Genomic DNA, 25,877 nt, shown 5'->3' with positions numbered 1-25,877 from the left:
CTACTGCACGGTGCGGATGATGTTGCCCTTGAAATCGGTGAACATGTACCCGCCCTTGTTGTAGTCGTTCGAGATGTACACGCCGATGCCCGGGCCCTCACCGAAGAAGTTGCCTTCGATGATCAGGTACTCGCTCGTGGGGTTGGCGACCTTCAACCGCTGCTTGGCTTCGGTCAGCAGCGTCGGCAGGACGTTCCAGTCGATCGCCCCGGGATCGAACGGCTTCTCGTCGGAGATCGTTCCTCCCGGGGAGTGATCGAACTGCCCGTCGCGGTAGGTGTACTCGTCGTATTCGGTCGGATCGGCCGCGGTGAGCACCTGCGCGATGGCGTAGCCGGGGTACACGTCGAGCTGGACTATCTTGCGGCTGCCGACCTGGTTCTTCAGGGCGCTGACGGCGGCGCGGGCGCCGGGCGGAGTCAGCAGGTTGGCTTGAGTGCCCTGATCCCCGGAGCCGGTTCCCTGGTCCGTCGGCGACGGGGAGGCCGTCGCCGAGCTCGCGGCTGCGTTGCCACCAACCGACGGCGTGCCCGTGGCGTGCGAGCCCCCGCCGCCGGTAGACGCCGACGCGGACGAGTCGCGCAGCGTCCAGACCAAGGCCGCCGACAGGCCGATCACGGCCACACCGGTCACCGACGCGGCGAAGGTGCGATTGCGGCGTCGGCGCTGACCTTGAACCTGTCCTTGTGGCTGCCAGTGCTGCGCTGGGGCGTCGTTCGGCGACCACGACGGCTGAGCCGACAGGATCGAACCCGACGGGTATGAACGCGGCGGGTAGGAAGGCGGCGGGTAGGAAAGTGGCGGGAACTGTCGGCCGTATCGCGGATCGGCGCCACTTGAGTTTCCGTTGCCCGCGTCTCGCTGCACCGCGGCGAGAAGCTGGTCGAGCCGCGCGGCGTCGATCCGGGCGGCGGGATCGCGCACGAGCAGCGCCGCGAGGGCGGCCGTGAGCGGACCGGCGCACTGGGGTTCCGGCAACGGAGCGTCGAGCACCGCGGCGATGGTCGCGAGCGTGGTCTCCCGACGCAGCGGGTTGCCGCCCTCGACCGCGACATACATGAGCATGCCGAGCGACCACAGGTCGGAGGCCGGGTCGCCCTCCTGGCCGCGGATGCGCTCGGGGGCGATGTACTCGGGCGAGCCGATCAGCGTGCCGGTCGTGGTCAGCGCCGTGGCCTCGCGCAGGGCGGCGATGCCGAAGTCGGTCAGCACCGGCGTTCCGTCCGCGCGCAGCAGGACGTTGGCCGGCTTCACGTCGCGGTGCTGGATGCCCGCCTCGTGCGCCGCGCGCAGCGCCGCCAGGACGCCGCGGCCGATGCGCGCGGTCTCGGCGGGCGACAGCGGTGCGCGCTCGATCCGGCTGTCCAGCGAGCCGCCGGACACCAGCTCCATCACGAGCCACGGGTACTGATGCTCCACCGAATCGACGATGTGATAGATCGTCACCACATTCGGGTGGTGCAGCCGCGCGAGCGCCCGGGCCTCGCGCAGCACGCGCTCCCGTTGGACGTGTGCGGCGACCGGATCGTCGTCGAACCCGGCGGCGCCGGCGGGCCGCACCTCTTTGAGCGCGACCTCGCGCTCGAGCGCCAAGTCCCGGGCGCGCCACACCAGCCCCATACCGCCGCCGCCGAGCCGTTCCATCAGCTCGAAGCGGCCGTCGAGGAGGCCGCGGGCCGCCGACCCCCCAGCAGTCATGGCGGCACTATACGGGACCGGACGCCACGTGGCCCTTCGATCGAGCCGTTTGCCGGTGGTCAGGGCAGGTCACGATGATCAGGGCACGTCGACGGTGAACGCGGCCTGGTGCAACGCGCCGCCAGTCTCGAATTGGACGAAAAGCCGCCAGGTCCCGCTCTCCGGGAACAGCGCGCGCGTCGTCAGCGGACCCACGCCGCCCGCCCCGCTGGCCCGGCCGGTGGCCAGCAGGTGCGCGAACGCGCCGTCGCCCACGTGGAATCCGGTCAGGTGCGCGTATCCGTCGAGGTAGCGGTCGAAGTACTCGACCGGCTTGCCGGCCTTCGTCACGTCCAGTGCCAACTGGCCCGTCGCTCCCGCCTTCGGGACGCCGGAGAGCTTGAGCGTGTACCCGTCGACGGTGGCCGTCGAGGCCGGCGCGGGCAGCGCCGCCGCGGGCTTCGCGCCCGGTCCGGCGACGGTCAGCGGCGCCGAGAGGGAGTAGACCATCGGGGTGCCCTCGCTGGAATCGGGCGCGGCGAAGGAGACGTAGCTGCGGTACGAACCCGGCGGCAGCGCGGGCAGGCCGACGGTCCAGGTGCCGTCCTGCCGCATCGTCGGCTCGAGCTGCTGGAATCCGGACAGGTCCGAGCGGATCAGGTAGAACGTCACCAGCTGGCTCTCGTACGCCTGGTACCGGGTCACGGCGTGGTCGTTCGGGCCGGTGATGTGGAAGTTGAACTGCGCCGCGCTGTTCGCGGGCACTGACGCCGCACCCGGCAGATATATGTAGCCTGAGTCGCTCGCGGCCAGGCCGTTGCTCGCCGGCGCGGCCTCCGCGATCGCGGGAGTGGTCGGCAGTCCGGCCATGTCGCCCATGTCCATGCCGGACATGTTCTGCGCCGAGCCGGTGCCGGAGGCGATCTTGGTGCCCTTCGACGAACTGCACGCCGCCGCCGGCAGGATCACCACGGCCAGCAGGAACGCGGCCGTGATCCGGCGCGCGGCGAGTCGGTGAGGCAAGGTGCGGGCTCCCTTTGCTCGCGATTCGGAGGCTCACGGCCCCGCCGGTGCGGGCGAGGCCGTGAATCCGGGTCAGACGACCGCTGCCGCGGTCGTCACGGGCTGGTGCAGGAGACGGTCGGCACCGGTGGCGTGCCGGAGCCGGAGTAGTTCGCCGTGAAGCCGAACGACGTGCTCGCGCTCGGCGCCAGCTGACTGTTCCAGCTCGCGGATTTCACCGTGGCCAGCGTGCCCGCCTGGGACAGGGTCCCGTTCCAGGCGCTGCTGATGGTCTCGGCGTTCGCCAGATCCCAGCTGGCGGTCCAGCTGTTGATCGTGGTGGTGTTGGGGTTGGTGATGGTGACCTGGGCCTGGAAGCCGCCGCTCCAGCTGCTGGTCACCGAATACGCCGCGGTGCACGGCACCGAGGGCGGCGGCGGGCCGGAGCCCGGGCCGAGGCCGGTGACCTGGCCGGTGCCGCCGTCGAAGACCACGTCGGAGCAGCCGTAGAAGGTCTCGGTGCTGTCCGAGCGCGCCCAGATCGAGTAGATGATGTGACGGCCGGTCAGCCCCGAGGGCAGCGTCGCGTTCCAGTAGTAGTAGCTGCTGGCGCTGCCCGCGCTGCCGACCGAGGGCGGCAGGGTCGCCGTCGAGAACGGAGTCGACTGAAGCTCCGACCAGGTCAGCGGCTTGGTCGGATCCCAGCCGGTCTTGGTGACGTAGAGCGAGAACGTCCCCGGGTGCGCGGCCCACTTGTTGTACTGGATCTGGATGTTCGCGCCGGCCGTCAGGTGGGTCACCGGCCAGTAGCTGCTGGCCTGGTCGAATCCGGAGAAGTCGTAGTAGTTGCTGTTCCCGCTGCACAGCTTGCCGTCCGGGATCAGCGCGCTGGTCTCGCCGCTGGTGGTGCCGCTGCGGTTGCCGACCGCGAACCAGTTGTACAGCGGCGTGACGCCGCTGCTGGCCACGGCCGCCTGACAGGCTGGGTTCTGCGGGATGATCTGGCCCGTGGAGGTCAGACCGTCCTCGTAGCAGAGGTAGGTGCGGCTACCGGGCATCAGCATCGCGCCGTGCGCGGAGGCGGGCGTCGCGCTCACGACGCTCGCCGTGATCGCCACCCCGACGGCACCCCATAGCGCCCATCTCGTTCTCTTCCTCACATTACCCACCCTTCTTGGGTCCGGCGAGGTGGGGCATGCCGCCCCGGTCGTGGCGGAGAGTACCTGCGGCGCAAGTGCGGGTGAACGGCGCGGCGATCATGCTCCGTTATCGAAAACCTTTGCCACCCGCCATGGGCATGATCCGCGCACGTCAGGCTGAGCAGGAGGCTGACTCAGTCGGCCGTAATCCGGACGAAGCGGATGAAACTTTCCGCGCCGAACGTGAAGGTTTCCTGGCGAACGGCGCACCCGGCGGCGGCAATACCCTGATGGTCACTGGTACGGGTGACGTTGCTTGCCTGGCCGCACGGGCGTCTTCTTCAATCCAAGAGAGGGCCACCCGACGAGGAGAGGCGGGCCGCGTGACCCAGCCGTTCGAGCTGCCGGATTTCTACCTCCCGTACCCCGCCAGGCTCAACCCGCACCTGGAGGGCGCGCGGCTGCATTCGAAGCAGTGGGCGCGCCGGATGGGCATGCTGGAGGGCTCGGGCGTGTGGACCGAGGCGGACCTCGACGCCCACGACTACGGCCTGCTGTGCGCGTATACGCACCCTGATGCCTCGGCGGCGGAACTCGACCTGGTCACCGACTGGTACGTGTGGGTGTTCTTCTTCGACGACCACTTCCTGGAGACGTTCAAGCGCAGCCAGGACCGGGCCGGCGGCAAGGCGTATCTGGACCGGCTGCCCGCGTTCATGCCGATGGACCTGGCCGTCGGCATGCCGGAGCCGGCCAATCCCGTCGAGGCGGGTCTGGCCGACCTGTGGGCGCGCACCGTGCCGAGCATGTCCATGGACTGGCGCGCCCGGTTCGCCGAGAGCACCGAGAACCTGCTGAACGAATCGCTGTGGGAGCTTTCGAACATCAACGAGGGCCGCATCCCCAATCCGGTCGAGTACATCGAGATGCGGCGCAAGGTCGGCGGCGCGCCCTGGTCCGCGGGCCTGGTCGAGCACGCGGCCGGGGCCGAGGTGCCGGCCGTGATCGCGGGCAGCCGGCCGATGAGGGTGCTGAGAGACGCCTTCTCCGACGGGGTCCACCTGCGCAACGACCTGTTCTCCTACGAGCGCGAGACCGGCACCGAGGGCGAGCTCAGCAACGGCGTGCTGGTGCTGGAGACCTTCCTCGGCTACGACACGCAGCGCGCCGCCGACGCCGTCAACGACCTGCTCACCTCGCGGCTGCAGCAGTTCGAGAACACCGCGCTGACCGAGCTGCCGCCGCTGTTCGCCGAGCACGGGCTCGATCCGGCCTCGTGCGCGAAGGTGCTCGGGTATGTCAAGGGCCTGCAAGACTGGCAGGCGGGCGGCCACGAGTGGCACATGCGCTCAAGCCGGTACATGAACGGCGGCGGCCGGCCCGCCCCGGCGCGCCTCCCGTTCGGCCTGACCGAGCTGCCGCTGGCCGATCTCGGACTGTCCGCCCTGGCTGCGAGGCCGCCGGTCACCGCGGCCAGCGAGACGCTACGAGCACGCAGCTTCGCCTTCGCGCCGTACCGGAAGGTCGGGCCGACGCCGCTGCCCGAGTTCGAGCTGCCCTTCGCGCTCCGGCTCAACCCGCACCTGGACGAGGCGCGGCGCAGCACCCTGACCTGGGCGCGGCGGATGGGCCTGCTGTCCGCGCAGCCCGGCGAGCCGATGTCAGAGATCTGGGACGGGGAGAAGCTCTCCGGCTTCGACTTCCCGCTGTGCATGGCCGGGCTCAATCCGGACGGCTCGCCGGGCGAACTGGAACTCGGCTCGCACTGGCTGACCTGGGGCACCTACTGGGACGACCTGCTGCCGGCGGTGTACGGCTCGCGCCGGGACTACGCCACCGCCAAGGCGGCCACCGACCGGCTCTCCCTGTTCATGCCGGTGGAGCCGGCCGACGCCGCCCTCGGCGCGGCCACCCCGCTGACCGCGCTGGAGCGCGCGCTGGCCGACCTGTGGGAGCGCACCGCCGCGCCGATGGACCCGAGCGCACGCGCGGACTTCCGCGCCGCGATCGAGGACATGCTCGGCGCCGGGCTGTGGGAACTGGCCAACCACATCCAGAACCGCGTCCCCGACCCGGTCGACTACCTGGAGATGCGGCGCAAGACCTTCGGCTCCGAGCTGACCGCGAGCCTGGCCAGGCTGCGCCGGGCCCGCCGGGTGCCGCCGGAGGTGTTCCGCGCCGGAACCATGCGGTCGCTGGACAATGCGGCGATGGACTACGCCTGCCTGCTCAACGACCTGTTCTCCTACCAGAAGGAGATCGAGTTCGAGGGTGACCGGCACAACTGCGTGCTGGTGGTGCAGCACTTCCTGGGCTGCGACCGGGACCAGGCCGTCGCGATCGTCAGCGACCTGATGAACTCGAGGCTGAGCCAGTTCCAGCACGTCGTCGCGGCCGAGCTGCCAGTGCTCTGCGACGACTTCGCGCTCGACGACGAAGCGCGGGAGGCGGTCGACGGGTACGTGCGGCACATGCAGAACTGGCTGGCCGGCATCCTCAACTGGCACCGCGGCTGCGACCGCTACGACGAAGCCGCGCTGCGCAAGCGGTATGGCGCGACCGGCATCGCGCAGACCGCGCCGGGCCGCCTTCCACTCGGCCCGCGTGCCATCCTGGCGGAATGGAACCACGGGGCTTCACGCGCGGACACGCCGTGGCCGTATCCGCAGGCTCTGCTTCCGGTGCCGGGCCACAGCACACCATCAGCAGCACCCTGATCGAGCATCTCGGCCACGACGCCGGCTCGCTGCCGGTCACCTCCGGCACCTGGCCCTCCTACGAGCACGTCAACGTGCAGGGCGGCCTTGACCACTGGCTGGAAGGCTGGCCCGGCGAGCACCGGCTGCTCGGGCTCGCCGGCTTCCGGCACCGGATGTTCGGCTTGGCAGACCTCTGCCAGCCCGGCATGGAGACCGGCCTCGCGCTGGCCGGGGTGCCGGTCAGCGAGCAGCCCGTCAGCCCGGACGGGGAGATGCGCAGCTGCGTGCAGTGCGGGCTGTACCTGCTCTCCGACGGAGAGCTTCGCATGGCCCTGCTGCTGCGCGGCTCGGACGAGCGCGGCCCGCAGCCCGACGTCAGCATGGAGATCACGGCCACCGACCCGGCCGCCGCGCGGCGGGCGCTCGCCGAGATCCGGGAGCTCGGGCTGCGCCGCAGCGTCTACCGCCGCCAGGTGGTCTCCTTCGAGCCCGACATGTTCGGACCGCGCCGCGGCGGGCTGCTGGCCTTCCATCCGCGCCCGCGGATGACCCGCGACCAGCTGGTCCTGCCGGACGGCGTGCTCGACGGGATCGAGCGGCAGATCCTCGGCGTCGCACGCCATCGGGAGCTGCTGCTCGCGCACGGCCAGCACCTCAAGCGCGGCGTACTGCTTTACGGCGCGCCCGGCGTCGGCAAGACGCACACGGTGCGCTACCTGATGAGCAGGCTGCCCGAGGTGTCCGTGCTGATCCTCTCCGCGGCCGCGCTGCGATTCGTGCAGGAGGCGTGCACGATCGCCCGCGACCTGCAGCCCTCCATGCTCATCATCGAGGACGTGGACCTGATCGCCGAGGACCGCGGCTCCCGCCCGATCGGCCAGAACCCGCTGCTCTTCCAGCTGCTCAACGAGATGGACGGCCTGCGCGACGACGTCGACGTGACGTTCGTGCTGACCACCAACCGGGTCGACGTGCTGGAGCCCGCGCTGGCCAGCCGACCGGGACGCATCGACCACGCGGTGGAGATCCCGCTGCCGGATGCCGAGGGGCGCCGCGCGCTGATCGAGGTGTACCGCGGCGGCCTGGAACTGGACCTCGCCTACCCGGACGAGGTGATCCGGCGCACCGAGGGCGTGACGGCCTCCTTCATCAAGGAACTGCTTCGCCGGTCGGCGCTGATCGCGGCGGAGGGCGCTGAAGGTTCGGACGGCGCCGGTTCAGCGCCGCTGCGACTCACCGACCGGCACCTGCACGCCGCGCTCGACGTCCTGCTCGGCGACGGAAACGCGCTCACCAGAAGGCTGCTCGGCGCAGGAGGCAACAACCCCGGCGCATGACCCGGTTCGGCCGTCCGCGGCGTCCGGCGGCTCAGGTGCGCGCCTTGGTGACCGCCTTGCTCATCGTGTTCTCGATGAAGGTCTTGTCCAGCGGGGTGAGCCCGACGACGTAGACCACGACGACCGAGTTTCCGTTGCGCGCGGCCACGATGTAGCCCTTGCCGGTGATGCCGGTGGAGATCTCGATCGAGAGCGTGAACGAGTACGAACTGTCCCCGTAGGCGGGCAGCGAGGTGCGCACGATCGAGAAGGTGCTCGACCCGTTGGCGCCGCCGTGCGTGTAGGTCGTGCACTTGGGCAGCCCGTTGACGAGCGTGTCCCAGGACTTGTTCACCTGGGACTGGTCTCCGGCGGCGATCTGCTCGACGAGGAACGGACCGGTCATTCCGCCGTTCAGATCCGTCTCCGCATGGCTGGTGAGCGGGGTGTTCCAGTTCGCGGTGTTGAGCAGCGGGCAGCTGGTCTGCATCGCCGGGTTCGTCGCCGACGCGTCGATCCCCCAGCCGGCCGGCAGGTCCGCCGGCGCCAGCAGCTTGGCCGCCAGCCCCGTGGCGGGGGCCGCGGTCAGCGGCGCGGTCCCGATGCCGGACGGCGCGGTCACCGAGGGCTGCGCGGAGCCCGTGCCGCCGGGCGAGGTCGCCGCCGCGGACGACGAGCAGCCGCTCGCGGCCAGGCCGACGAGCGCGGCCGAACCGAAAGCGACCATGCAGGAGTTGACACTCAAGACGCGCATGCAATCCCCTCGGGATCAGGTGGCGGACGGCACGCAGGTTAGCGGTCACCGAGCGCTCACTACGAGTGCGCGGACCGAACCGTTACAGAGTGAACGAACGCGCGCGGCGCGGATCGCGGCCCGCCGGATCCCGGCGCGGAGGCGGTGATACGCCGTCACGGAAGTCCCAGGGATCACATTGGCGAATTGATGCCACACTGATCGGTCCGGCACACAGCTCACGTCGCATCAGGTGAGAGACTGAAAGGCAGATCAGGCATCCCCCCAGTCTGATCTCGCGCCCGAGGAACGCGATTACGCGGCTCGGACGCACCCCCCGGCGTCGCCTTCCCCCAGAGACGCCGGGGGACCTCTCTCCTGACCCGACCATGCACTGATTTAGGCGTCCCAGCGCACGTATAAGGACTCGGGCTTGCGGAACACCAGTCCGCGCGGGGCTGCGGGCGCACGCTCCGGATCCAGCCTCAGCCCGGGCAGCTCGCGCAGCAGGGTGCTGACGGCGACGCGGGTCTCCAGCCGGGCGGCGTGCGCGCCGAGGCAGAAGTGCGGACCCTGGGCGAACCCGAGATGCAGCCTGGCGTTCGGGCGGCGCAGGTCGAAGCGGTCCGGCTCGGCGAAGACCTGCGGATCGCGGTTCGCGCCCGCGATCGAGACGGTCACGAGGTCTCCGGCGCCGATCGGGGCGCCGGCCAGCTCGATATCGCGGGTCGCGTACCGGTCGACGACCGCCGCCGCGGGCTCCAGCCGCACCGACTCCTCGACCGCGTCCGCGACCAACTGCGGATCGGCGCGCACCAGGGCGAGCTGGTCGGGGTGGGCGAGCAGGTGCAGCGCGGCGTTGGCGATCATCGCCTCGGTGGTCTCGATCCCGCCGAACATCATCACCGCCGCGTTCGAGACCACCTCGGGAAGTTCGAGCCCTGATCCGGCGGCGACCAGCAGCGCTTCGGGGTCGCCGGCCCGCACGGTGGCGTGCACGCTCGCGCTCAGCCGCGCGACCGCCTCGGCGCCGCCCGGCCGCGGTTCGAGCCCGGCGGAGATGTCGTCGACCGCGCCGACGATGGCGTCGTACCAGCCGAGGACCGTCGCTGGATCGGTGCCGAGCAGGCCGAGCGACTCGGCGACCACCGCGACCGCGAGCGGACCGGCCACGCCGCGCCGCAGCTCGCCTGCCTCGGCCGGGCGCAGCGCGTCGACCAGGCGCCCCGCCTCCTGCTCGATGAACGCGGCGAGCCTGGCTTCCACGTCACGCGGCCGGAACCGCTCGGCGAAGGGCGCGCGGTGCCGGGTATGTACCGGCCCGTCCAGCGAGAGCATGCTCGGGCCGACGACGCGGGCGGTCGAGAAGCGCGGGTCGTCGACGGTGAACGTCTCGGCGTCGCGCATGACGGCCACGGCCAGATCGCGCCGGGTGACCAGCCAGCCTCCGAGGGCCGGGAGCCAGGAGACCGGCTCGTGCGCGCGCAGCCGGGCCAGCAGCGGATGCGGGTCCTGCTCCAGTTCGGCGAGCGTCGCCGCGGCGCCGACCGGAAACCGGTCGGCGCGCGGCGAGGTCATGCAGACAGGTTAACGCCCCAGCCGCGGCCCGGCGCCGGCGTCAGCAGCCGATCCGCGAGGTGCTGAGCACCACGTCGTCGAACCACAGCGTGTCGTTGCCGTTGCTGTAGTTCTCCCAGCCCAGCTTGAGGTCGGTCAGGTTCGGCCGCCAGCTCGCCCCGGAGCCGCCGAGCCACTGCGCGTCGATGTCCTGCGTCGGCACGCCGTCCTCGGTCAGGCCCGGCACGAGGGTGCCGTTGTACCAGGTGTAGATCTGCCCGGTGGTCTTGCTCACCGAGAACTCCAGGCACTCCCACGCCCCGGTCGGCACGACCACGCTCTGCGCGACCCCGGCCGGGCTCTGCGCGGGCAGGGTGGCGTCGTCGGACTGCCGGTTCCACATCAGCGCGCCGTTCTGCGCGCCGAGCCGCAGGTCGGTGTTGTTGTCCGCGGAGTCGTTCATGGCCAGGAAGGTGGTGTGGTTGGTCGGCAGCGGCGCGGTGTGCTTGAACCAGAACCGCACGTACCAGGTCGGCGAGGCGAGCGGCATGTCGGTGGTGTCGTCGGCGAAGACGTGGTTGCAGTACGTCCCGACGCCGTCGATCTCCAGCGACTTCACGCCGCCGTGCGCCTGCGCGCCGGTGATCGTCGCGGTGCTGCTGCCGGAGCAGTTCGGCGTGCTGATGCTCCACCGGCCGGAGGGCGCGGCGCCGACCGTCTGGCTCTCCCAGCCCTCACAGAACACCGCCGCGCTCGGGCAGGAACCGCCGCCCGAGCTGCCGCTGGGGCTCGCGGACGGACTGGCCGACCGGCTCGCCGAAGGGCTGCTCGACGGACTCGTGCTCGGGCTGGCGCTGGGAGTGGCGCTGGCACTCGCACTCGCGCTCGCGCTCGGCGACGAAGAGGAGCCGCCCGCGCAGGACACGCCGTTCAGCGCGAAGTCGGTGGGCGTCGCGTTGGTGCCGGAGAAGGTGCCCTGGAAGCCGAAGGTGGCGGTGCCGCCGGTGGCGATCGATCCGTTGTAGGACTCGTTGACCGCCTTGACCGACGTGCCGGTCTGGGTGATCTGCGCGTTCCAGCCGGAGGTGATCTGCTGGTTGCCGGTGAAGGTCCAGCTCAACGTCCAGCTGGTGACCGGCGAGCCGGTGTCCGTCAGCGTGACGTTGGCGGTGAACCCGCCTGACCACTGGTTGACTTGGTAGGCGACGCTGCATGGGCCGGCGGCGGCGCTCACGCTCGGCGCGACGGCGACGGCGCCGGCCGCGACGGCGGCGGTCGCTACGGCCAGGGCGGCATCGCGCAGGCGGCGCGGCCGGCGCAGGAGGTTGACCATACGGACTCCAGTCGCTGGTGCGGTTGGCCGCAGTATTCGGGCGGCCGCCGAAGCGGAGCAACCGGCCGGTGCGGGCGGCGACAGGAGATCGGCGGTGTCCTGCGCGGAGAGGCGCAATCGCCGTGATCGACAAGGAAAGTTACATATCAGACGACTGAAGAAGCCCCGGTGCTGCGGACGCGCGGGCGCCGGCCGCGGCCGAATCCGTCGGCGCCGCAGCTTAGGCTGGTGCCCGGCGTCTCGCGACGGATAATCCGTTCAGTGCGGCGCGCACTGGTAAGGCTCGGAAGGAAAACAGGTGTCACAGGCGCACGACGGCCCAGTGAGCTGGGACCGTGAGGACCGGCTGGCCGAGGCGGTGACGGAGCTCTCGCAGACCTGCGACGAACTCGTCGGCCTCTCCACCGCGCTGTCCGCGATCGACCGGCAGGACCGGCTCGGGGATTCCGGCAGGTCCGTGGGGCGGCACGTGCTCGACGTGCTGACCAAGACCCGCCGCGAGCTGTCCAAGCTGCGGTGCGTCGTGGAGGCCAGGGCGCTGGAGAACCTGGTCGTGCTCGCCCGGCTCGAGGTGCGCCGCCTGCACGAGATCACCCGCGGCGCGCGGCTGGAGTACAGCGACTTCAAGACCCTCAGCGCCCAGGGCGCGACGCGGGAGGCGATCGAGGACCTGATCCACCGGCCGGAGGCGATCACGCACGCGCAGAGCTACGTCGACTACGGGCACCGGGTGATCGAGCCGATGCTGCAACGGCTGCTGGACGAGACCAGCGCCAAGTACGACGACCTGGCGGTCGCCACGGCCGAGGGCGACGCCATGCCGGACCCGTCGCTGCTCTTCGAGCTGCGGGAGTACATCGTCGGGCTGCGCGACGCCCAGGAGCCGGATCACCTGACCAACCTGCTGTGACCCGGGCCGGGCCGCGGGGGCGCGAGTTTTCCGCGTATCCGACCGTTTGGACCGGGCTCAGGGGGTACTGCGGGGCGGACCCTGGAGACGGACGGTGAGGAGAAACCCGTGCTCGCTTTGACTCAGACGGCGGTGGGCGTCATCCACGACCTGACCACCCAGCCGGGACTGCCCGACGGGACCGGGCTGCGGATCGCCCCGCAGGCCGCCGACAACGGCGAGGGCCCCGCGTTCGCGCTCTCGCTCACGCAGGCCCCGCAGGCCGCCGACGAGGTCATCGAGACCCCGGACGCCCGGATCTACCTGGAGCCCGCGGTATCGCAGCTGCTCGACGACAAGGTGCTCGACGCGCGCATCGACGAGCAGGGTGAGATCGCCTTCATGATCTCGCAGCAGCCGCCGCGGAACGTGTAGCCGCCCGCTACTTGGCGCCGGCGGCTGAGATCGACAGCGCGTTCTTGGTCAGCGCCTGCTGGTCCGCCAGCGCGATCGTCAGCTCGCCGGCCGCCGTCGGGTGGAACGGCGCCGCGTCCTTGAGCCCTTGCACGTACGACTGGCTGCTGCACAGCTCGTGGCCAGCGAAGCTCGGTCGCACCGTGATGAACCCGAAGGTCTGCGCCCCGTCCGCGAGCACCGTGTTCAGCGTCGCGAGGCGGGAGGAGAGCACCTTCGTCTTGGCCGGAGTGAAACCGACGCCGCTCAGGCAGCTCAGGCTCGGCCCGAACGGGTCGAAGTAGGTGTTGATCAGCACCTGCGGGTGCTGCGGCAGCGCGGCCAGGTCGTGCAGCATCTCGTAGTAGCCGCGCGTGAAGTCGTGCAGGTTGCTCTGGAAGTAGGCGGTGGACGCCTGGTCGTCGCAGGCGGCGGCCAGCACGCACAGCGCCTCGGTGGCGACCCACTTGAGGTCGTTGGCGCCGATGCTCACCACGACCACCGAAGCCCGGTCCGCCTGTTCCAGCACGCTCATCTGCGGCGGCACGGTCAACCCACCGGCGATCTGCGGACCGAGCACGCCCTCGCTCACGGTCGCGCCGCTGCAGGCGAGGTTCAGCACCTTCCAGTTGTTGGCCTGGGCGAGGTCGGCCGCGTACGAGTCGGCGCTGCGGCCGCAGGCCTTGTCCTGCTCGGAGGGGTGCGCGACCGGCGGATTGCCGATCGCCGCCGCGGTCGAGTCGCCGATGACCACGGCCTGCACGCCCGGAAGGCTCGCGCCGGTCCTGGCCGGGGCCGCGGAACCGAGCGCGCTGTCGCCGACCAGGTCGCTGAGCGACTTGACCTGGCGCAGGGTGCTCGGCGCCCCGGTGGCGAAAACGGCGACCGCGCCGACGTTTGCCGCGACCGCGACCAGCGTCCCGATCGCGACGACCTTGAGCATCCTGCGGTGCGTGTAGTGGCGCAGGCCCGAGAAGGCCAGCAGCAGCAGGATCGCGAACCCGGCCGTCACCGCGCTCTGCCAGAGGAAGTAGTGCTCCCAGCCGCTGACCAGGCTCGCGGCCAGCCGGCTTTGCGCGCTGGCGCCGCCGTGGTCCGCGGAGGTCTGCACGAACTGGGTGAGCTGGCTGTCGATGGTGATGCGGGTCAATTCGAGCTTGGGCCGGATCAGACCGTTGAACTGCAGGGTCGTCGGCACGGACTGGCCGAACAGGTCTAGTTCGCCGGGGCCGGCCAGGGAGAGGTCCGGCGAGGTCGCGCCGACCCTGAGGGTCTGCCCGGCGGCGGAGACCGACTGCGCGGGCGTGACCAGCAGCGCCAGCCACGCGGCCACGGCGGCGACGAGCAGCAGGGCGAAGGAGATCGCGGCGGCACGGCGGGCGCGGCCCACTATTGGTCGTTCGAGGATGCGCCGCGAGAGGTTGCTGTGGCTCAAGATGCTCCGGTTCACACACGAATCAGCACAGGATGCTCATCCTCTCATAGGACGATCCAAAAGCGGACTATTCCCTGCGATCGGCGGCCGGCCCGGCTCCTCGGCCACAATGGTGCAATGTCGATCTCCGCCGGAGCCTCCGCAGCCGGGCACGTGGCCGCCGCACGCTCGTCTTCCGCGCCTGCCGGCACCGTGCGCCGCGGCGAGGGCTCGCCTTACGTCGATCTCGATCGGGCGGCCTGGAGCGCGTTGCGTGAACGCACGCCCCTCCCGCTTACCGCAGCCGAGGTCGAACAGCTACGCGGCCTGGGCGACATGATCGACCTCAACGAGGTGCGGGAGATGTACCTCCCGATCTCCCGACTGCTCAACCTCTACGTGGCCGCGGTACACGGTCTGCGCGGTGCGTTGGACACGTTCCTGGGCGCGGGAGCGGACGAGAAGGACGGCGACGGGGACGACGCCGGCCGCACGCCGTTCGTCATCGGGATCGCGGGCAGCGTCGCGGTCGGCAAGTCGACCACCGCGCGCCTGTTGCAGGCCCTGCTGGCGCGCTGGCCGGAGCACCCGCGCGTGGAGCTGGTGACCACCGACGGCTTCCTGCTGCCCAACGCGGAGCTGGAGCGCCGCGGCCTGATGGCCCGCAAGGGCTTCCCCGAGTCGTACGACCGCCGGGCGCTGACCCGCTTCGTGGCTGACGTGAAGTCAGGCAGGCCGGAGGTCAGCGCCCCGGTGTACTCGCACCTCGTGTACGACATCGTGCCCGACGAGCGGCTGACCGTGCGCCGCCCCGACATCCTGATCGTCGAAGGACTCAACGTGCTGCAACCCGCCGCCCCCGGCAGCGACGGGCGCGTCCGCATGGGCCTGGCCGACTACTTCGACTTCAGCATCTACGTGGACGCCCGCACCGACGACATCGAACGCTGGTATCTCGACCGGTTCAAGCAGCTGCGCGCCACCGCGTTCACCGATCCGGACTCCTACTTCCGCCGCTTCGCCGCGCTCTCGGAGCAAGAGGCGCTGGAGCAGGCACGCACCTTCTGGCAGCGGATCAACCTGCCGAACCTGGTGGAGAACGTGCTGCCGACGCGCCGGCGCGCGACGCTGGTGCTGCGCAAGGGGCCGGATCACAGCATCGAGCGGGTGTGGCTGCGCAAGCTGTGAGCCCTCCGTTTTGAATCACGGTCGCGGGTAGGCGGGGCTAAACCAAGCAAAGGACCGCGACTGTGGAGGAAAGGAACATGCAGACGAAGATCGCCGACGTGATGAGCCCCGTCCCGGTCACCCTGCCGCTGACCGCCCCGATGCGCTCCGCCGCCTCGCTCATGCGGGACACGAACATCGGCGCCGTGCTCGTGATGGACGGGGACGAGCTGCTCGGCATCGTCACCGACCGCGACCTGGTGGTGCGCGGGATGGCCGAGGGTGCGGACCCGGACATCGCCTCGATCGCCGAGGTGACCACCGCCTCCCCGATCACCCTCGCCCCGGACGACGACCCGGCCGAGGCGGCCGCCCTGATGCGCAAGCACGGCATCCGGCGCGTCCCGGTCGTGGACCGGGGCACCGCCGTCGGCATCGTGTCGCTCGGCGACCTGGCCAAGGACCGCGACGACAGCTCGGTGCTGGCCGCGATCAGCGCACAGCCGCCCACCCTCTGACGGCGGCACGAACGACGACGCGGCGGCGTGACACCTGGTGCGTCACGCCGCCGCGTCGTCTGTTCTGCCGCTCAGCCCGCGAGCGCACTCGGCACGTCGTCGCGCATCTGCAGATAGCCGGCGGCGCCGGCCAAATCCAGCACGCGCTGCACCGCTTGCTGCGGAGCCACGATCCGGAAGACCGCCCCCTCGCTCTCCGCGCGCTTGTGCGCCTGGAGCAGGACCCGCAGGCCGCTGGAGTCGAGGAAGGTCATATCCATACCGTCCAGCACCACCAGCGTGCCTGGTAGCAGCAGCGGTTCGATCGTCTCCCACAGCTGATCGGCGGCCGCCAGATCCAGCTCGCCGCGCACGGTCACCACCCGGTCGCCCTCTTCGGCGGGCCCGACGCCGACCTCGAAACGCTCCATGGAAGCTCCATTATATTGCTGTAAGAGTCCTGTTGCCCCTTCAGGCACACCTTATCGCCGATTCGGACGCATGCGAAGGGAGCCCGGACTATGCCCGGACTCCCGAATCGCAAACGCCGCCCGCCTAGCCGGACTGCGCGGTCCCGGTCGGCCGCATGCTCGGCGTGCGCGGGACGATGGCGCTGGACGCCGCGGCCGTCGCCTGCCGCACCAGCGAGAGCGGCCTGGCGATGCTCTCCAGCGACTGGCGTTCCGCGGCGATGCCGAGGGCCAGCTCGACAAGGCCGCCGACCACCATCACCCCCGCGCCGATCAGATAGCCGACGAACAGCAGGTTCCGGTTCGTGCCGTCGCCGATCAGGTGGCCGTAGAGCACCGGGCCCAGCGCGCCGAAGCACTGCGCGATGGCGAAGAAGACCGCGATGGCCTGCGCCCGCACCTCCAGCGGGAAGATCTCGCTGACCGTGAGGTACGCGGCGCTCGCCCCGCTGGAGGCGAAGAAGAAGATCACACACCAGGCGATCGTCTGCGTCGCGGCGGTGAGCACGCCGTCGCGGAACAGCTCCGCGGTGATCGCCAGCATGATCCCGGACAGCAGGTAGGTCCCGGCGATCATCTGCTTGCGCCCGATCGTGTCGAACAGCCGCCCGAGGGTCAGCGGACCGGCCAGGTTCCCGACCGCGAAGGCGATCAGGAACCACGGGGCCTTGTTCGACGCGACGCCGTAGAACTTGGTCAGCACCAGGGTGTAGGTGAAGAAGATCGCGTTGTACAGGAAGGACTGACTGATCATCAGGCTCGCGCCGAGCACCGCACGCTTCGGGTACTGCGAGAACAGGACCTTGACGAGCGCGAGGTATCCGGTGCGCTCGGTAGGCTGGATCTCCAGGGCCTGGTCCCGAGCGACGGGTTCGAGGCTCCCGCCGGTGCGCTCGACCTCCTCCTCGATCTCCCGGATCGAGGCCTCGGCCTCCGCCTCGCGGCCGTGCATGACCAGCCAGCGCGGGCTCTCCGGCAGGTTGCGGCGCACGAAGATCACGACGCCCGCGAGCACCGGGCCGAGCAGGAAGCCGAGCCGCCAGCCGATGCTCTCGGGCAGCACGTTCAGCAGCAGCAGCGAGCCGAGGGTGCCGAGGATCGCGCCGCCCCAGTAGGTCCCGTTGACCGCGATGTCCACCCGGCCGCGGTGCCTGGCCGGGATCATCTCGTCGATCGCGGAGTTGATCGCGGCGTACTCGCCGCCGATGCCGGTGCCGGCGATGAAGCGGGTGAGGTACAGGAACCCGACCCACGCCCAGCCCGAGCCCAGCGTCAGGGCGGTCAGCCCGCTGCCGACGAGGTACACGCCGAGCGTGACCATGAACAGCAGGCGCCGGCCCAGCTTGTCGGACAGGCGGCCGAAGCCGAGCGCGCCGACGACCTCGCCGGCCAAGTACACGGTGGCTATCGCGCCGACCGCGGTCGACGACATGCCGAGGGTCTGCTTCGTGTTGAGCACTCCCGCGACGGCGCTGGCCACGGTGATCTCCAGGCCGTCCAGGACCCAGGCCACGCCCAGCGCGATCACGAGCCGGGTGTGGAAGCGGGACCAGGGCAGCCGGTCGATCCGGGCCGGGATCAGGGTTCGGATCCGTGACGGCGACGAGGACGAGAGCGAGCCGTCAGCTTCGGTGGCCGACATGTGTACCTCCGTTCAATTCCCCGGTGCCGGGTAACCGGGAAGCCGTCCGGCAAACGGCGAGGCCGCTGCGTAGGAACCGGTCAACGGGGTACTCGGCGGCAGGTTCGGTTGCGCGAGACGGACCTCGGATACGGACTAGGGAGAGCCATGTCGATCGGGGCGAGCATCACGGTGGTCGCGGTGGGCGCGATCCTGGCCTTCGCCACGCACGTGCACAGCTCGGGCTTCAGCGTGATCGCGATGGGCGGGGTGCTGATGGTGGTCGGCCTCGTCGCGCTGGGCCTTCAGATCGCCGCGCTGCACCGGCAGCGCCAGATGACCGCGGCGGAGGTCCAGCCGCCGGAGCGCACCGTCGTGGTGCGGCCGCCGTCGGAGTACTGAGTCGTCGGAGCACTGAGTCGTCCTGAGTCGCAGGCCTGACCGCAGCGCATTTTCCACCGCCGACGGGGTAGACAAGAGCGACAAACGCGCGCGTTGCAGTCAGTGCGGAGGCGGGCAATGGATGGACGACGGCTCTCGCTACGGGAGCAGCGCATTCTCGAAGAGATCGAGACGGTACTGCGCCGGGACCGCAGGCTCGACGAGCGTCTGCGCAACCTCCGTGCGCCCCTCAGACTCAGACTGCTGTCAGTCCAGCGCAGACTGCGCGGCGCCGAATTGAGCCTCCTGATACCTACGACGCTGCTTCTGGCCCTCGCCGCCGGCCGCACCGGGACACTCGACGTGGTGATAGCGACCTGCTGCGTCGGCGCGGTGACCGCGTTGCTGCTCTTCGGCGCCGTGCGCAGCCGGGTCCGGCGGCGGCGCAGGGAGCGGTGGGGCGCCGGAACCTCCCGGCTGAGCTTCCCCGAGACGTAGCCTCAAGCGCGCACGATCCATGTGCGCCCCCGTATTCGTAGTCTCCGGCAACTTTCAGCCGTTTTCGCGCGGGCACCGCGGCAATATCGTTTGCTAGCTGCGGTGACTCAGCGTATTCAATCGGGAACGCACACCGACCGCCGCTGTGGGATACCGTCCGCCCATGGAAGCGGGGATCCCAAGCGCGGGTGCGACCGACGGGTCGGCGGGACGGTCGCACCCGCCCGTCAGTCCGTGACGGTGCCCGACAGGTGCTGGACCTCCGCAGTCAGCTGATTCGCCGCCGCCGCCGAGATGCGCTCCTTGCCCACCAGCTTGTCGAGCCTGCCGTTGAACAGCGCGATCTTGTTGCGGATCTCCTGCAGGTGCGCGGCGCCGCCGTTGCGCTGCGCCGAGACCACCGAGTTCTCGATGTCGATGATCGAGTTCTGCAGGTCGCCGCCGGTCGTCGGGTCGAGCGTGGCCGGGCCGTCCGCGACGAAGACGCGGATCTGGGCGCGCACCGCCTCCAGGTACCGGATGGGATCGGCGGCCGACGCGGTGATCGAGGGCGCCGTCCCGCCGCCCATCCGCGGCATCGGCGCGGTCGTCGGCCCGCCGGTCGGCCGCGACGGATTCGGCAGCTGCGCCGTCTCGCGCGGCCCTGCCGAGAAGGTGCCGGTGGCCGCGTGGCTGGTGGTGAGCACCAGCGCGACCACTCCGATGGCCACCAGCACGACCAGCGCCGCCATGCCGAGGAGCATCGGGCGCGGACCCCGCCTGCCGTCCTGGCCGCTCCGATCGCGCCGTTTTCCGGTCTCGGGGGTGCCCCGCGGCCGCAGTCTGCCGTCGAAGGCCGCTGTTCCGTATCCGCCGGCCTCGCCGAGGTCTTCCTCGTCGTCGAAGGCCTCGGACAGCATCGTGTTCTCCCCCGGCACCTGGACCGGGATCGGGGCCGGGGCCGGCGGCGGAGGCGGAGGCGGCGCGCTGATGCGTGGGTCCTGGACGCTCTGCGGCTGCTGCACGGCCTCGAACGCGGAGATGGAGCGGCGGCCGATGTACTCGTCGCCCAGCGGGACTCCGGCCGCCGCGGCGAGACCGGACAACGTGGTCAGCGCCTGGGCGGCGTTCGGCCGGAAGGCCGGGTTCTTCGACAGGCAGGAGTGGCAGAACTCGACCACGCGCGCGGGCAGGCCGGGCACCTCGATCGGCGGCGGAGGGTCGTAGAGCTGCGACTCGAAGATCTCGGTGATGTCGTTGCTCTGATAGGGCGGGCGGCCGGTCAGCGACCAGAACAGCACGCAGCCGAGCGCGTAGATGTCCGAGGCCGGCTTGGCCCGCTGCCCGCGCACCTGCTCCGGGGCCATACACAGCGGCGTGCCGACGGTCAGGTTGCCGGTCAGGTCCCCGTCCCCCGCTCCGCGCGCGATGCCGAAGTCGAGCAGCTTGGCGCCGTCCGCGACCAGCATCACGTTCGCGGGCTTCACATCCCGGTGCACGACTCCGGCGTGGTGCGCGGCGAGCAGCGCGTCGGCGATCTGGGCGCACACGGAGACCGCCTCGGCCCACGGCAGCGGCCCCTCCTTCAGCCGCCGGGCCAGGCTGGTGCCGGTGAGCAGCTCGGTGACCAGGACCGGCACCGTGCTGCCGTCCGGGCGCGGGCTCTCCAGATAGTCCCGGATGGCGCAGATGCGCGGGTGGGCGAGCCGGGCCAGCACCCTGGCCTCGCGGCGCAGCCGCTCGCGCTCGGTGGGGTCGTTCACGGCGGCGCCGCGCAGCAGCTTGACGGCGACCGGCCGGTCGTAGGAGGTGTCCACAGCCTCCCAGACGGTCGCGCTGCCGCCACTGCCGAGCGGCCGGACCAACAGATAGCGGCCGGCGAGCAGCGTGCCGGGTATCGCGGGCTCCATGAAGCGGATTATTGCGCCGCTCGCGTGACCCGGGTCGAAACCATGACAGAACTGATGCCCAATTAAGCGGTTCGTAAGATCCCGGCAGACGCGACGGCCGGGTGGTGACGAGTCGTCACCACCCGGCCGTGGGCCTCTCGCGCGGCCGCGGTCTACAGGTCGAATTCGCCCTTCTTGACCCCGTCCACGAAAGCATTCCACTCGGCGTGCGTGTACACGTGCACCGGACCGGCGCCCGCGTCCTTGGTGTCCCGCACCTTCACGGCGTCATGGGTGACCATGACCTCGACGCACTGGCCGCCGTTCCCGCCGCTCGCGCTCGCCTTGCGCCACACATTGCGTTCCATCAGTGGGTTTCTCTGATCCTCTGCTCGATTATCCGGACAGTCTCCTCCGGCGAGAGCGCCGCGCTGCGGACCCGCTCCAGCGCTCTGCGCGCCTGGCGGACCTCCAGCGGACCGTCGTGCACGACGGTCGAGAAGATCGATTCCGAGCTCGCCACGGCCGGGCCGTCGCCGCCGCCGAACTCGTAGATGTCCAGCGGCATCCGGGTGACCGGGCTGGTCGCCGGGATGCTGCGGAGCACCACGTTGGGCAGCTCTGCCAGCTCCCGCAGGTGCTTGAGCTGCTCGTTGAGCACTTTGACCCCGCCGAAGGGGGTGCCCAGCACGCTGTCCTGGAGGATCACGTCGACGACCAACGGTTCGGGTTCGAACAGGCGGCGCTGGCGCAACAGGCGGACCTCGATGTGTATGTCCACATGATCCGGGTCGCGGATCAGGGCGCTGGTCTCGAACAGGCCCCGCATGTAGCCCTCGGTCTGCAGGAGGCCGTGGACCACGGAGTTGTGCAGCGCCAGCAGGCGCGTCGCGTCGTTCTCGTAGCCGAGGAGGGTGTAGTACGGCTCGTTGATCCAGGGCTTGAAGCGTTCCCACCAGCTGTCCGTGCGGCTCTCCCGGGCCATGGTGCACAGCCGCTCTGAGTCCGCGTCAGAAAGCTTGTAGTACTTGGCCAGCCGGATGACGTCCATCGGGTCGATCTTGTTCTCGGCCCGCTCGATCCGGCCCACCTTGGTGTGCGCCCAGCCGAGCGCCTCGCCGACCTCACGGGTCGTGTGCCCCCGGCTCTCGCGCAGCTCCAGCAGCTCCCGGCCCAGCTGCCGTTGCAGCCAGCTCGCTTGGAACGCCATCGGGGACCCCAACCAGCCAAGTAAAGAGTTGGTAAAGCCACACGTCGTTGCTTGCACCGGAGCACGCTCCGGTGCATCGTCAAGTTAGTAACTTAGCGTAAAGGCATCCTCACCGTCTGACGAGATGTTAGCGCCCCGCATCCGCACACGGCGTATGCACAACGCATCGGATCTGCACATGGTAGGCGCCGGGTTGTCGCCACGTCGGTAACTTGCGCCTCATCTCTATCTCAGGATTCGGCATGACGCTCCCCCGCGACGCGTGCGACACCAAGACCTTCGCGGATCTGACGCTAACCGTCCGTGACAGCGGACCGGCGACGGTGGTCGAGTTGTCCGGGGAGTTCGACGCGTACACGGCGTTCGAACTACGCCGCTATCTCGCGCTGTATCCGGCGCACCGGTTCGTGCACGTGGTGATGGATCTGCGGCAGCTCGGCTTCATCGACTCGGCCGGGATCGCGGTGATCGTGGCGCTGAGCAAACAGGCCACGGCGCGCGCCGGCACCCTGCGCCTGGTGATCCCGGAGAGCCATCTGCTGGTCAAGCTGCGGCGGATGGGACTGATCAAGCTCTGGCCGATTCACCCGGACGTGCAAGCGGCGGTCGAGGCCGCCGAGCGCGCCGAGACCGAGTCGGAGCGCGCGCTGATCCGGCGGCCAGTGAGGTCTTAGCCACATCCAGACCGCGGCGTGCATTCCTTTTCCCAGCCAGGGGTACCTCAAGCAGCCTGGGCCCGTTGAGGGACCCGGCACGCCCGCCCTACTATCTAGTAAGGTGAGGCTTACCTACAGGGGCTGGGAGGCTCGATGAACGGACGGCGGCGCGCGGTGCCAGGCTTCGAGCGCGCGGACGTCCGGGACGCCGCGCCCCTCCCCTTCCGGCCGCATCACCGCGGCGAGCCCGCGCCCGAGCCGCAGGAGGTCGGGTCCGGCGAGTTCCGCGAGGTGCTGGGCAACTTCGCCACCGGGGTCACGGTGATCACCGCGCTGGACGGCCCGACGCCGATCGGCTTCACCTGCCAGGCCTTCACCTCGCTCTCGCTCGATCCGCCGATGGTGTCCTTCTCGGTCTCGCGGGCTTCGAGCAGCCGGCCGCGGATCCTCGCGGCGGGCCGGTTCTGCGTGAACGTGCTCGCCTTCGACCAGCACGCGCTCTGCGCGCGGTTCGCCACCCGCGGCGTGGACCGGTTCCTCGGCATCGACTGGTGGCGCTCCCCCGGCGGCTGCCCGGTGCTGGACGGCTCGCTGGCCTGGATCGACTGCACGGTCGAGGCGGAGTATCCCGCCGGGGATCACACGATCGTGGTCGGCAACGTGCACGCGCTCGCGGTCCAGCGCGAGGCGGCCCCGCTGGTCTACCACCGCGGCGCGTTCGCCAACTGCTTCCCGGTCGCCGGCAACGGCGCGCTGCCGCGCGTCTGCTGACCTACCCAGCCTGACGATCCAGCCCGAAGACAGCGCCGCCCGCGCCGAGATGACCATCTCCAGCGCGGGCGGGCGGTTCTGCTTTGTTGCCTCGGTGACCGGGTAGCGACCCCGGACACAACCATCCGACCGTTAGAGACGCGGACAGCCGCCGATCGGATGCAGCTTTGAACCCTTACGCCGACGGTCACGTGATGAACAGTGACTGTGACGGACGGTGAGGCAATGATCAAATTCGGATCCGCGGAGTCCCGTACCGGCTCGGGAACGCAGGCTCTCCTACGGGTACTGACCGCCGCCGCGTTGGCTGTGGACGCCTATGTGCACGCCGATCTCGCCTCGGCCTACGACCCGGTGCGCAACAGCATCAGCCAGGGCGACCTGTTCCGCATCGAGGCCGGCGCGGCCGCGCTGGCCGCGCTGCTCGTCCTGCTGTCCGCGCACCGCCTCGTGTGGACGTTCGCGTTCCTCGTCGCGGCCAGCGGGATCGGGGCCGTCCTGCTGTACCGCTACGTCAACGTGGGCACGCTCGGACCGCTGCCGAACATGTACGAGCCCTTGTGGTTCCCGAAGAAGACCGCCACGACGATCGCGGAGGGCGTCGCGACGCTGACCGCGCTGGCCGGTCTCGCGCAGGGCCTGCGGTGGCATGCGGCCGGGCGGTCGGCGCCGGTTCAGAACTCCCCGCGCCGCTCAGTCAGGTGGTAGGCCTGCGCGTGCCGTCCGGCCTCGTGGAAGGCCGCGCGCAGCTCCATGAAGTCGTCGCGGCGCGCGGCCCGGGTCAGGATCAGGTCCGCCTCCGCGTCGCAGCCGCGGGTGGCCAGGTTCGAAGCGAGCACCACCAGGTCGGCCGGCGGCATGCTGGCGCCGAGGTGTTCGAGGTAGCGGTCCGTCTGGTCGGAGGCGCGCACCTGCCGCAGCGTGGCCAGGATGCGGCCGGGGTCGGTCCGGGTGGCCAGCGCGGTGATCAGCAGCTCCCCGGCGGCCTGGGCGCCCTGCCTGGTCTCCGCGAGCAGCGCCATCGCCTCGACCGCTTCGATCGCGGGCGCCTGCGCGGCGAAGCTGTCCAGCAGGCTGGCGGCGTCCTGGTGCCGGCCCGCCTGAGTGAGCGCGAGCACCGCGGCGCACATCTGGTGCGGAGCGCCGCGGCCGAGCGCGGCGAACAGCAGGTCGGCCTCCTCGTCCCGCTTGGCGGTGCGCAGCACGCTGACGGCGTCGATGAACTCCTGCGGCGAGCGCACCCGCAGCTGCGGATCCAGCAGCGCGGCCGTCGAGCCGGAGGCGGCCAGGGCGACCAGCGCCCCGGCGATGTCGACCAGAGGCCGGCCGGCGACGCCGTCGAGCACCCGCGCCGCGTCCTGCTCGTTGCCGTTCTCCCACAGCTCGCGGGCCACCGCTCCGGCCAGGTCGGCCGGGCCCTCGGCGGCCAGCGCCAGGACGTGCTCCGTGTCCTCGGTGCGCTCCGCCGCGCGCAGCGCATCGAGCAGGCCGACGACGTGGCCGGGCCGGCCCCCGAGCACCCCGAGGATCAGCTTGTCGGCGTTGGCGGCCTCGCGGTGCCTTCGCAGCACGTCGATGTAGCCGACGGTCGCGGACGGCGGGCGGCTGAGCGCGGCGGTGGCGTAGGCGTGCACGGCCAGGTCCCGCTGCCGGCCGGCCTCCAGGTATGAGGAGAGGGCGACCAATTCGACGTCCGAGTACGCCGGGACCACGTGGCTGAGCAGCTTGTAGGCGAGGCCGGGGACCTTCGCCGCGGCCAGATCCGTGGCCAGGTACGCGGTCAGGGACGGGAACGGGCCGACCGCCTTCTCGGCCGCGCCGAGCAGGGTGTCGATCTCGTCCTGCGCGCCGGCGTCGGACATGCGGTGCAGCAGCGCGGCGAAGCGGTCCGGCGGCCAGTTGCCCGCGGCCAGTTGCGCGGCACGGGCGTACAGCGCGTAGGAGCAGCGTTCCGCTCCCCCGGCCTCGAGCTCCTCCGCGAGCGTCAGCACCCTGCCTTCCTGCCAGTGCGTGGTCGCCTCGGCCAGCGCCGGGCCGACCTCCTTCGGCGTGCCGAGCTCGGGCAGCAGGTCGGCGAACGGCTCGATCGCGGCGCCGGCCGGGGCGTGCGCGGTGGCCTCGGCGAACAGCAGCGCGGCCTGCGGCCTGCCGCCGCGCGCCATCAGCGCCCGGACCAGCCGTTTGATGTGGTCGGCGGGTTTCCGGGCGGCCTGGGCCAGCAGGCGGCCGCACTCCTCCCGGTAGCCGGACTGCACGAGCGCGACGGCGATCTCGGCGGTCTGGTCCGGCGGGCGCAGCAGGGCCACCGCCCCGGCCTGGTCGGCCTCGGCCTCGCGCCCGGCCATCCGCAGCACCACCAGCAGCAGCGCGACGTTCGGCGGCACGCTGCGGGCGGCCACGCCGGCGAGCACGTCGTCGGCCACCTGCCCCCAGCCGGAGGTGCGCAGCTGCGCGGTCCAGTCGGCCAGCGCGGAGGGCGCCATGGTCAGCGCGGCCTCCTGACCGTCCGGCACCTTCGGCAGGTTG

At 70.8% G+C, this 25,877-nt stretch carries 24 protein-coding genes; 11 read left to right on the top strand and 13 right to left on the bottom strand.

Translation table 11 applies throughout. The features are described 5' to 3' along the window. The 3 genes from VFB40_RS16560 to VFB40_RS16550 all read right to left on the bottom strand — a co-directional run bounded on the left by VFB40_RS16560 (position 1) and on the right by VFB40_RS16550 (position 3,797). Positions 1-1,698, bottom strand: coding sequence for a protein kinase domain-containing protein (locus VFB40_RS16560; RefSeq protein WP_324851609.1), 1,698 nt, complete (start codon positions 1,696-1,698; stop codon positions 1-3). Positions 1,699-1,776: 78 nt separating this feature from the next. Beyond that, positions 1,777-2,700: a DUF8832 domain-containing protein gene (locus VFB40_RS16555; RefSeq protein WP_324851608.1), complete on the bottom strand. Its 924-nt coding sequence runs from the start codon at positions 2,698-2,700 to the stop codon at positions 1,777-1,779. A gap of 95 nt (positions 2,701-2,795) precedes the next feature. Next, a complete protein-coding gene (locus VFB40_RS16550; protein ID WP_324851607.1) occupies positions 2,796-3,797 on the bottom strand; it encodes a lytic polysaccharide monooxygenase in 1,002 nt (333 codons plus the stop codon). A gap of 404 nt (positions 3,798-4,201) precedes the next feature. Between VFB40_RS16550 and VFB40_RS16545 the strand changes: the two genes are divergently transcribed. Further along, on the top strand, positions 4,202-6,535 hold the full coding sequence (locus VFB40_RS16545) for a terpene synthase family protein (protein WP_324851606.1): 2,334 nt from the start codon (positions 4,202-4,204) through the stop codon (positions 6,533-6,535). Beyond that, the gene (locus tag VFB40_RS16540) at positions 6,472-7,854 is read left to right on the top strand and encodes an AAA family ATPase (RefSeq protein WP_324851605.1); all 1,383 of its coding nucleotides are present in this window, start codon (positions 6,472-6,474) and stop codon (positions 7,852-7,854) included. The genes VFB40_RS16545 and VFB40_RS16540 overlap by 64 nt, the downstream gene beginning before the upstream one ends. 31 nt (positions 7,855-7,885) lie before the next feature. On the opposite strand, the gene VFB40_RS16535 is transcribed toward VFB40_RS16540, so the two are convergent. The 3 genes from VFB40_RS16535 to VFB40_RS16525 form a co-directional block, all read right to left on the bottom strand. Next, positions 7,886-8,587 (bottom strand): hypothetical protein, encoded by a 702-nt coding sequence (locus tag VFB40_RS16535; RefSeq protein WP_324851604.1) that lies wholly within the window; start codon positions 8,585-8,587, stop codon positions 7,886-7,888. Positions 8,588-8,965: 378 nt separating this feature from the next. Then, a complete protein-coding gene (locus VFB40_RS16530) occupies positions 8,966-10,144 on the bottom strand; it encodes a cytochrome P450 (protein ID WP_324851603.1) in 1,179 nt (392 codons plus the stop codon). 40 nt (positions 10,145-10,184) lie between these two features. Continuing rightward, on the bottom strand, positions 10,185-11,456 hold the full coding sequence (locus VFB40_RS16525) for a cellulose-binding domain-containing protein (RefSeq protein WP_324851602.1): 1,272 nt from the start codon (positions 11,454-11,456) through the stop codon (positions 10,185-10,187). Between the two features lie 298 nt (positions 11,457-11,754). Here VFB40_RS16525 and VFB40_RS16520 point away from each other — a divergent pair, with 298 nt between their 5' ends. Continuing rightward, positions 11,755-12,366, top strand: coding sequence for a hypothetical protein (locus VFB40_RS16520; protein WP_324851601.1), 612 nt, complete (start codon positions 11,755-11,757; stop codon positions 12,364-12,366). A 108-nt stretch (positions 12,367-12,474) separates the two neighbouring features. Then, on the top strand, positions 12,475-12,780 hold the full coding sequence (locus VFB40_RS16515; protein WP_324841681.1) for an adhesin: 306 nt from the start codon (positions 12,475-12,477) through the stop codon (positions 12,778-12,780). 7 nt (positions 12,781-12,787) lie between these two features. On the opposite strand, the gene VFB40_RS16510 is transcribed toward VFB40_RS16515, so the two are convergent. Then, the gene (locus VFB40_RS16510; protein ID WP_324851600.1) at positions 12,788-14,248 is read right to left on the bottom strand and encodes an SGNH/GDSL hydrolase family protein; all 1,461 of its coding nucleotides are present in this window, start codon (positions 14,246-14,248) and stop codon (positions 12,788-12,790) included. A 102-nt stretch (positions 14,249-14,350) separates the two neighbouring features. Between VFB40_RS16510 and coaA the strand changes: the two genes are divergently transcribed. Both coaA and VFB40_RS16500 read left to right on the top strand, forming a co-directional pair. After that, entirely contained in the window at positions 14,351-15,400 is a 1,050-nt protein-coding gene (gene coaA, locus VFB40_RS16505; protein WP_324851599.1) for a type I pantothenate kinase, read from the top strand. Between the two features lie 77 nt (positions 15,401-15,477). Beyond that, positions 15,478-15,897 (top strand): CBS domain-containing protein, encoded by a 420-nt coding sequence (locus VFB40_RS16500; protein ID WP_324851598.1) that lies wholly within the window; start codon positions 15,478-15,480, stop codon positions 15,895-15,897. 71 nt (positions 15,898-15,968) lie between these two features. Here the strand turns inward: VFB40_RS16500 and VFB40_RS16495 are convergent, their stop codons facing one another. Both VFB40_RS16495 and VFB40_RS16490 read right to left on the bottom strand, forming a co-directional pair. Next, complete coding sequence (locus VFB40_RS16495; RefSeq protein ID WP_324851597.1) at positions 15,969-16,307, bottom strand: STAS domain-containing protein; 339 nt, start codon at positions 16,305-16,307, stop codon at positions 15,969-15,971. A 124-nt stretch (positions 16,308-16,431) separates the two neighbouring features. Beyond that, the gene (locus VFB40_RS16490) at positions 16,432-17,988 is read right to left on the bottom strand and encodes an MFS transporter (protein ID WP_324851596.1); all 1,557 of its coding nucleotides are present in this window, start codon (positions 17,986-17,988) and stop codon (positions 16,432-16,434) included. A 147-nt stretch (positions 17,989-18,135) separates the two neighbouring features. Between VFB40_RS16490 and VFB40_RS16485 the strand changes: the two genes are divergently transcribed. Next, positions 18,136-18,369: a hypothetical protein gene (locus VFB40_RS16485; RefSeq protein ID WP_324851595.1), complete on the top strand. Its 234-nt coding sequence runs from the start codon at positions 18,136-18,138 to the stop codon at positions 18,367-18,369. Positions 18,370-18,486: 117 nt separating this feature from the next. Next, positions 18,487-18,846 (top strand): hypothetical protein, encoded by a 360-nt coding sequence (locus VFB40_RS16480; protein ID WP_324851594.1) that lies wholly within the window; start codon positions 18,487-18,489, stop codon positions 18,844-18,846. Positions 18,847-19,073: 227 nt separating this feature from the next. Here VFB40_RS16480 and VFB40_RS16475 read toward each other — a convergent pair whose 3' ends face one another. The 3 genes from VFB40_RS16475 to VFB40_RS16465 all read right to left on the bottom strand — a co-directional run bounded on the left by VFB40_RS16475 (position 19,074) and on the right by VFB40_RS16465 (position 21,924). Beyond that, positions 19,074-20,735, bottom strand: a complete 1,662-nt coding sequence (locus tag VFB40_RS16475) for a serine/threonine-protein kinase (RefSeq protein ID WP_324851593.1) — start codon at positions 20,733-20,735, stop codon at positions 19,074-19,076. A 152-nt stretch (positions 20,736-20,887) separates the two neighbouring features. Beyond that, the gene (locus VFB40_RS16470; protein ID WP_324851592.1) at positions 20,888-21,082 is read right to left on the bottom strand and encodes a DUF397 domain-containing protein; all 195 of its coding nucleotides are present in this window, start codon (positions 21,080-21,082) and stop codon (positions 20,888-20,890) included. Beyond that, entirely contained in the window at positions 21,082-21,924 is an 843-nt protein-coding gene (locus tag VFB40_RS16465; protein WP_324851591.1) for a helix-turn-helix domain-containing protein, read from the bottom strand. The genes VFB40_RS16470 and VFB40_RS16465 overlap by 1 nt, the downstream gene beginning before the upstream one ends. 242 nt (positions 21,925-22,166) lie before the next feature. On the opposite strand from VFB40_RS16465, the gene VFB40_RS16460 reads away from it, so the two are divergent. The 3 genes from VFB40_RS16460 (at position 22,167) to VFB40_RS16450 (ending at position 24,059) form a co-directional block, all read left to right on the top strand. After that, a complete protein-coding gene (locus VFB40_RS16460; protein ID WP_324851590.1) occupies positions 22,167-22,598 on the top strand; it encodes an STAS domain-containing protein in 432 nt (143 codons plus the stop codon). 135 nt (positions 22,599-22,733) lie between these two features. After that, positions 22,734-23,351, top strand: coding sequence for a flavin reductase family protein (locus tag VFB40_RS16455; protein WP_324851589.1), 618 nt, complete (start codon positions 22,734-22,736; stop codon positions 23,349-23,351). Between the two features lie 225 nt (positions 23,352-23,576). Beyond that, positions 23,577-24,059 (top strand): hypothetical protein, encoded by a 483-nt coding sequence (locus tag VFB40_RS16450; protein ID WP_324851588.1) that lies wholly within the window; start codon positions 23,577-23,579, stop codon positions 24,057-24,059. Here VFB40_RS16450 and VFB40_RS16445 read toward each other — a convergent pair. Further along, a partial coding sequence (locus VFB40_RS16445) for a hypothetical protein (RefSeq protein ID WP_324851587.1) occupies positions 24,026-25,877 on the bottom strand: 1,852 nt, incomplete at its 5' end. The two genes, VFB40_RS16450 and VFB40_RS16445, sit on opposite strands and share 34 nt — an antisense overlap.

The organism is Actinocrinis sp., assembly GCF_035650855.1.
GTDB lineage: Bacteria > Actinomycetota > Actinomycetes > Streptomycetales > Catenulisporaceae > Actinocrinis.
Note: the sequence above shows the minus strand (reverse complement) of the source record. Positions and strands in the feature narration are given on the sequence as shown.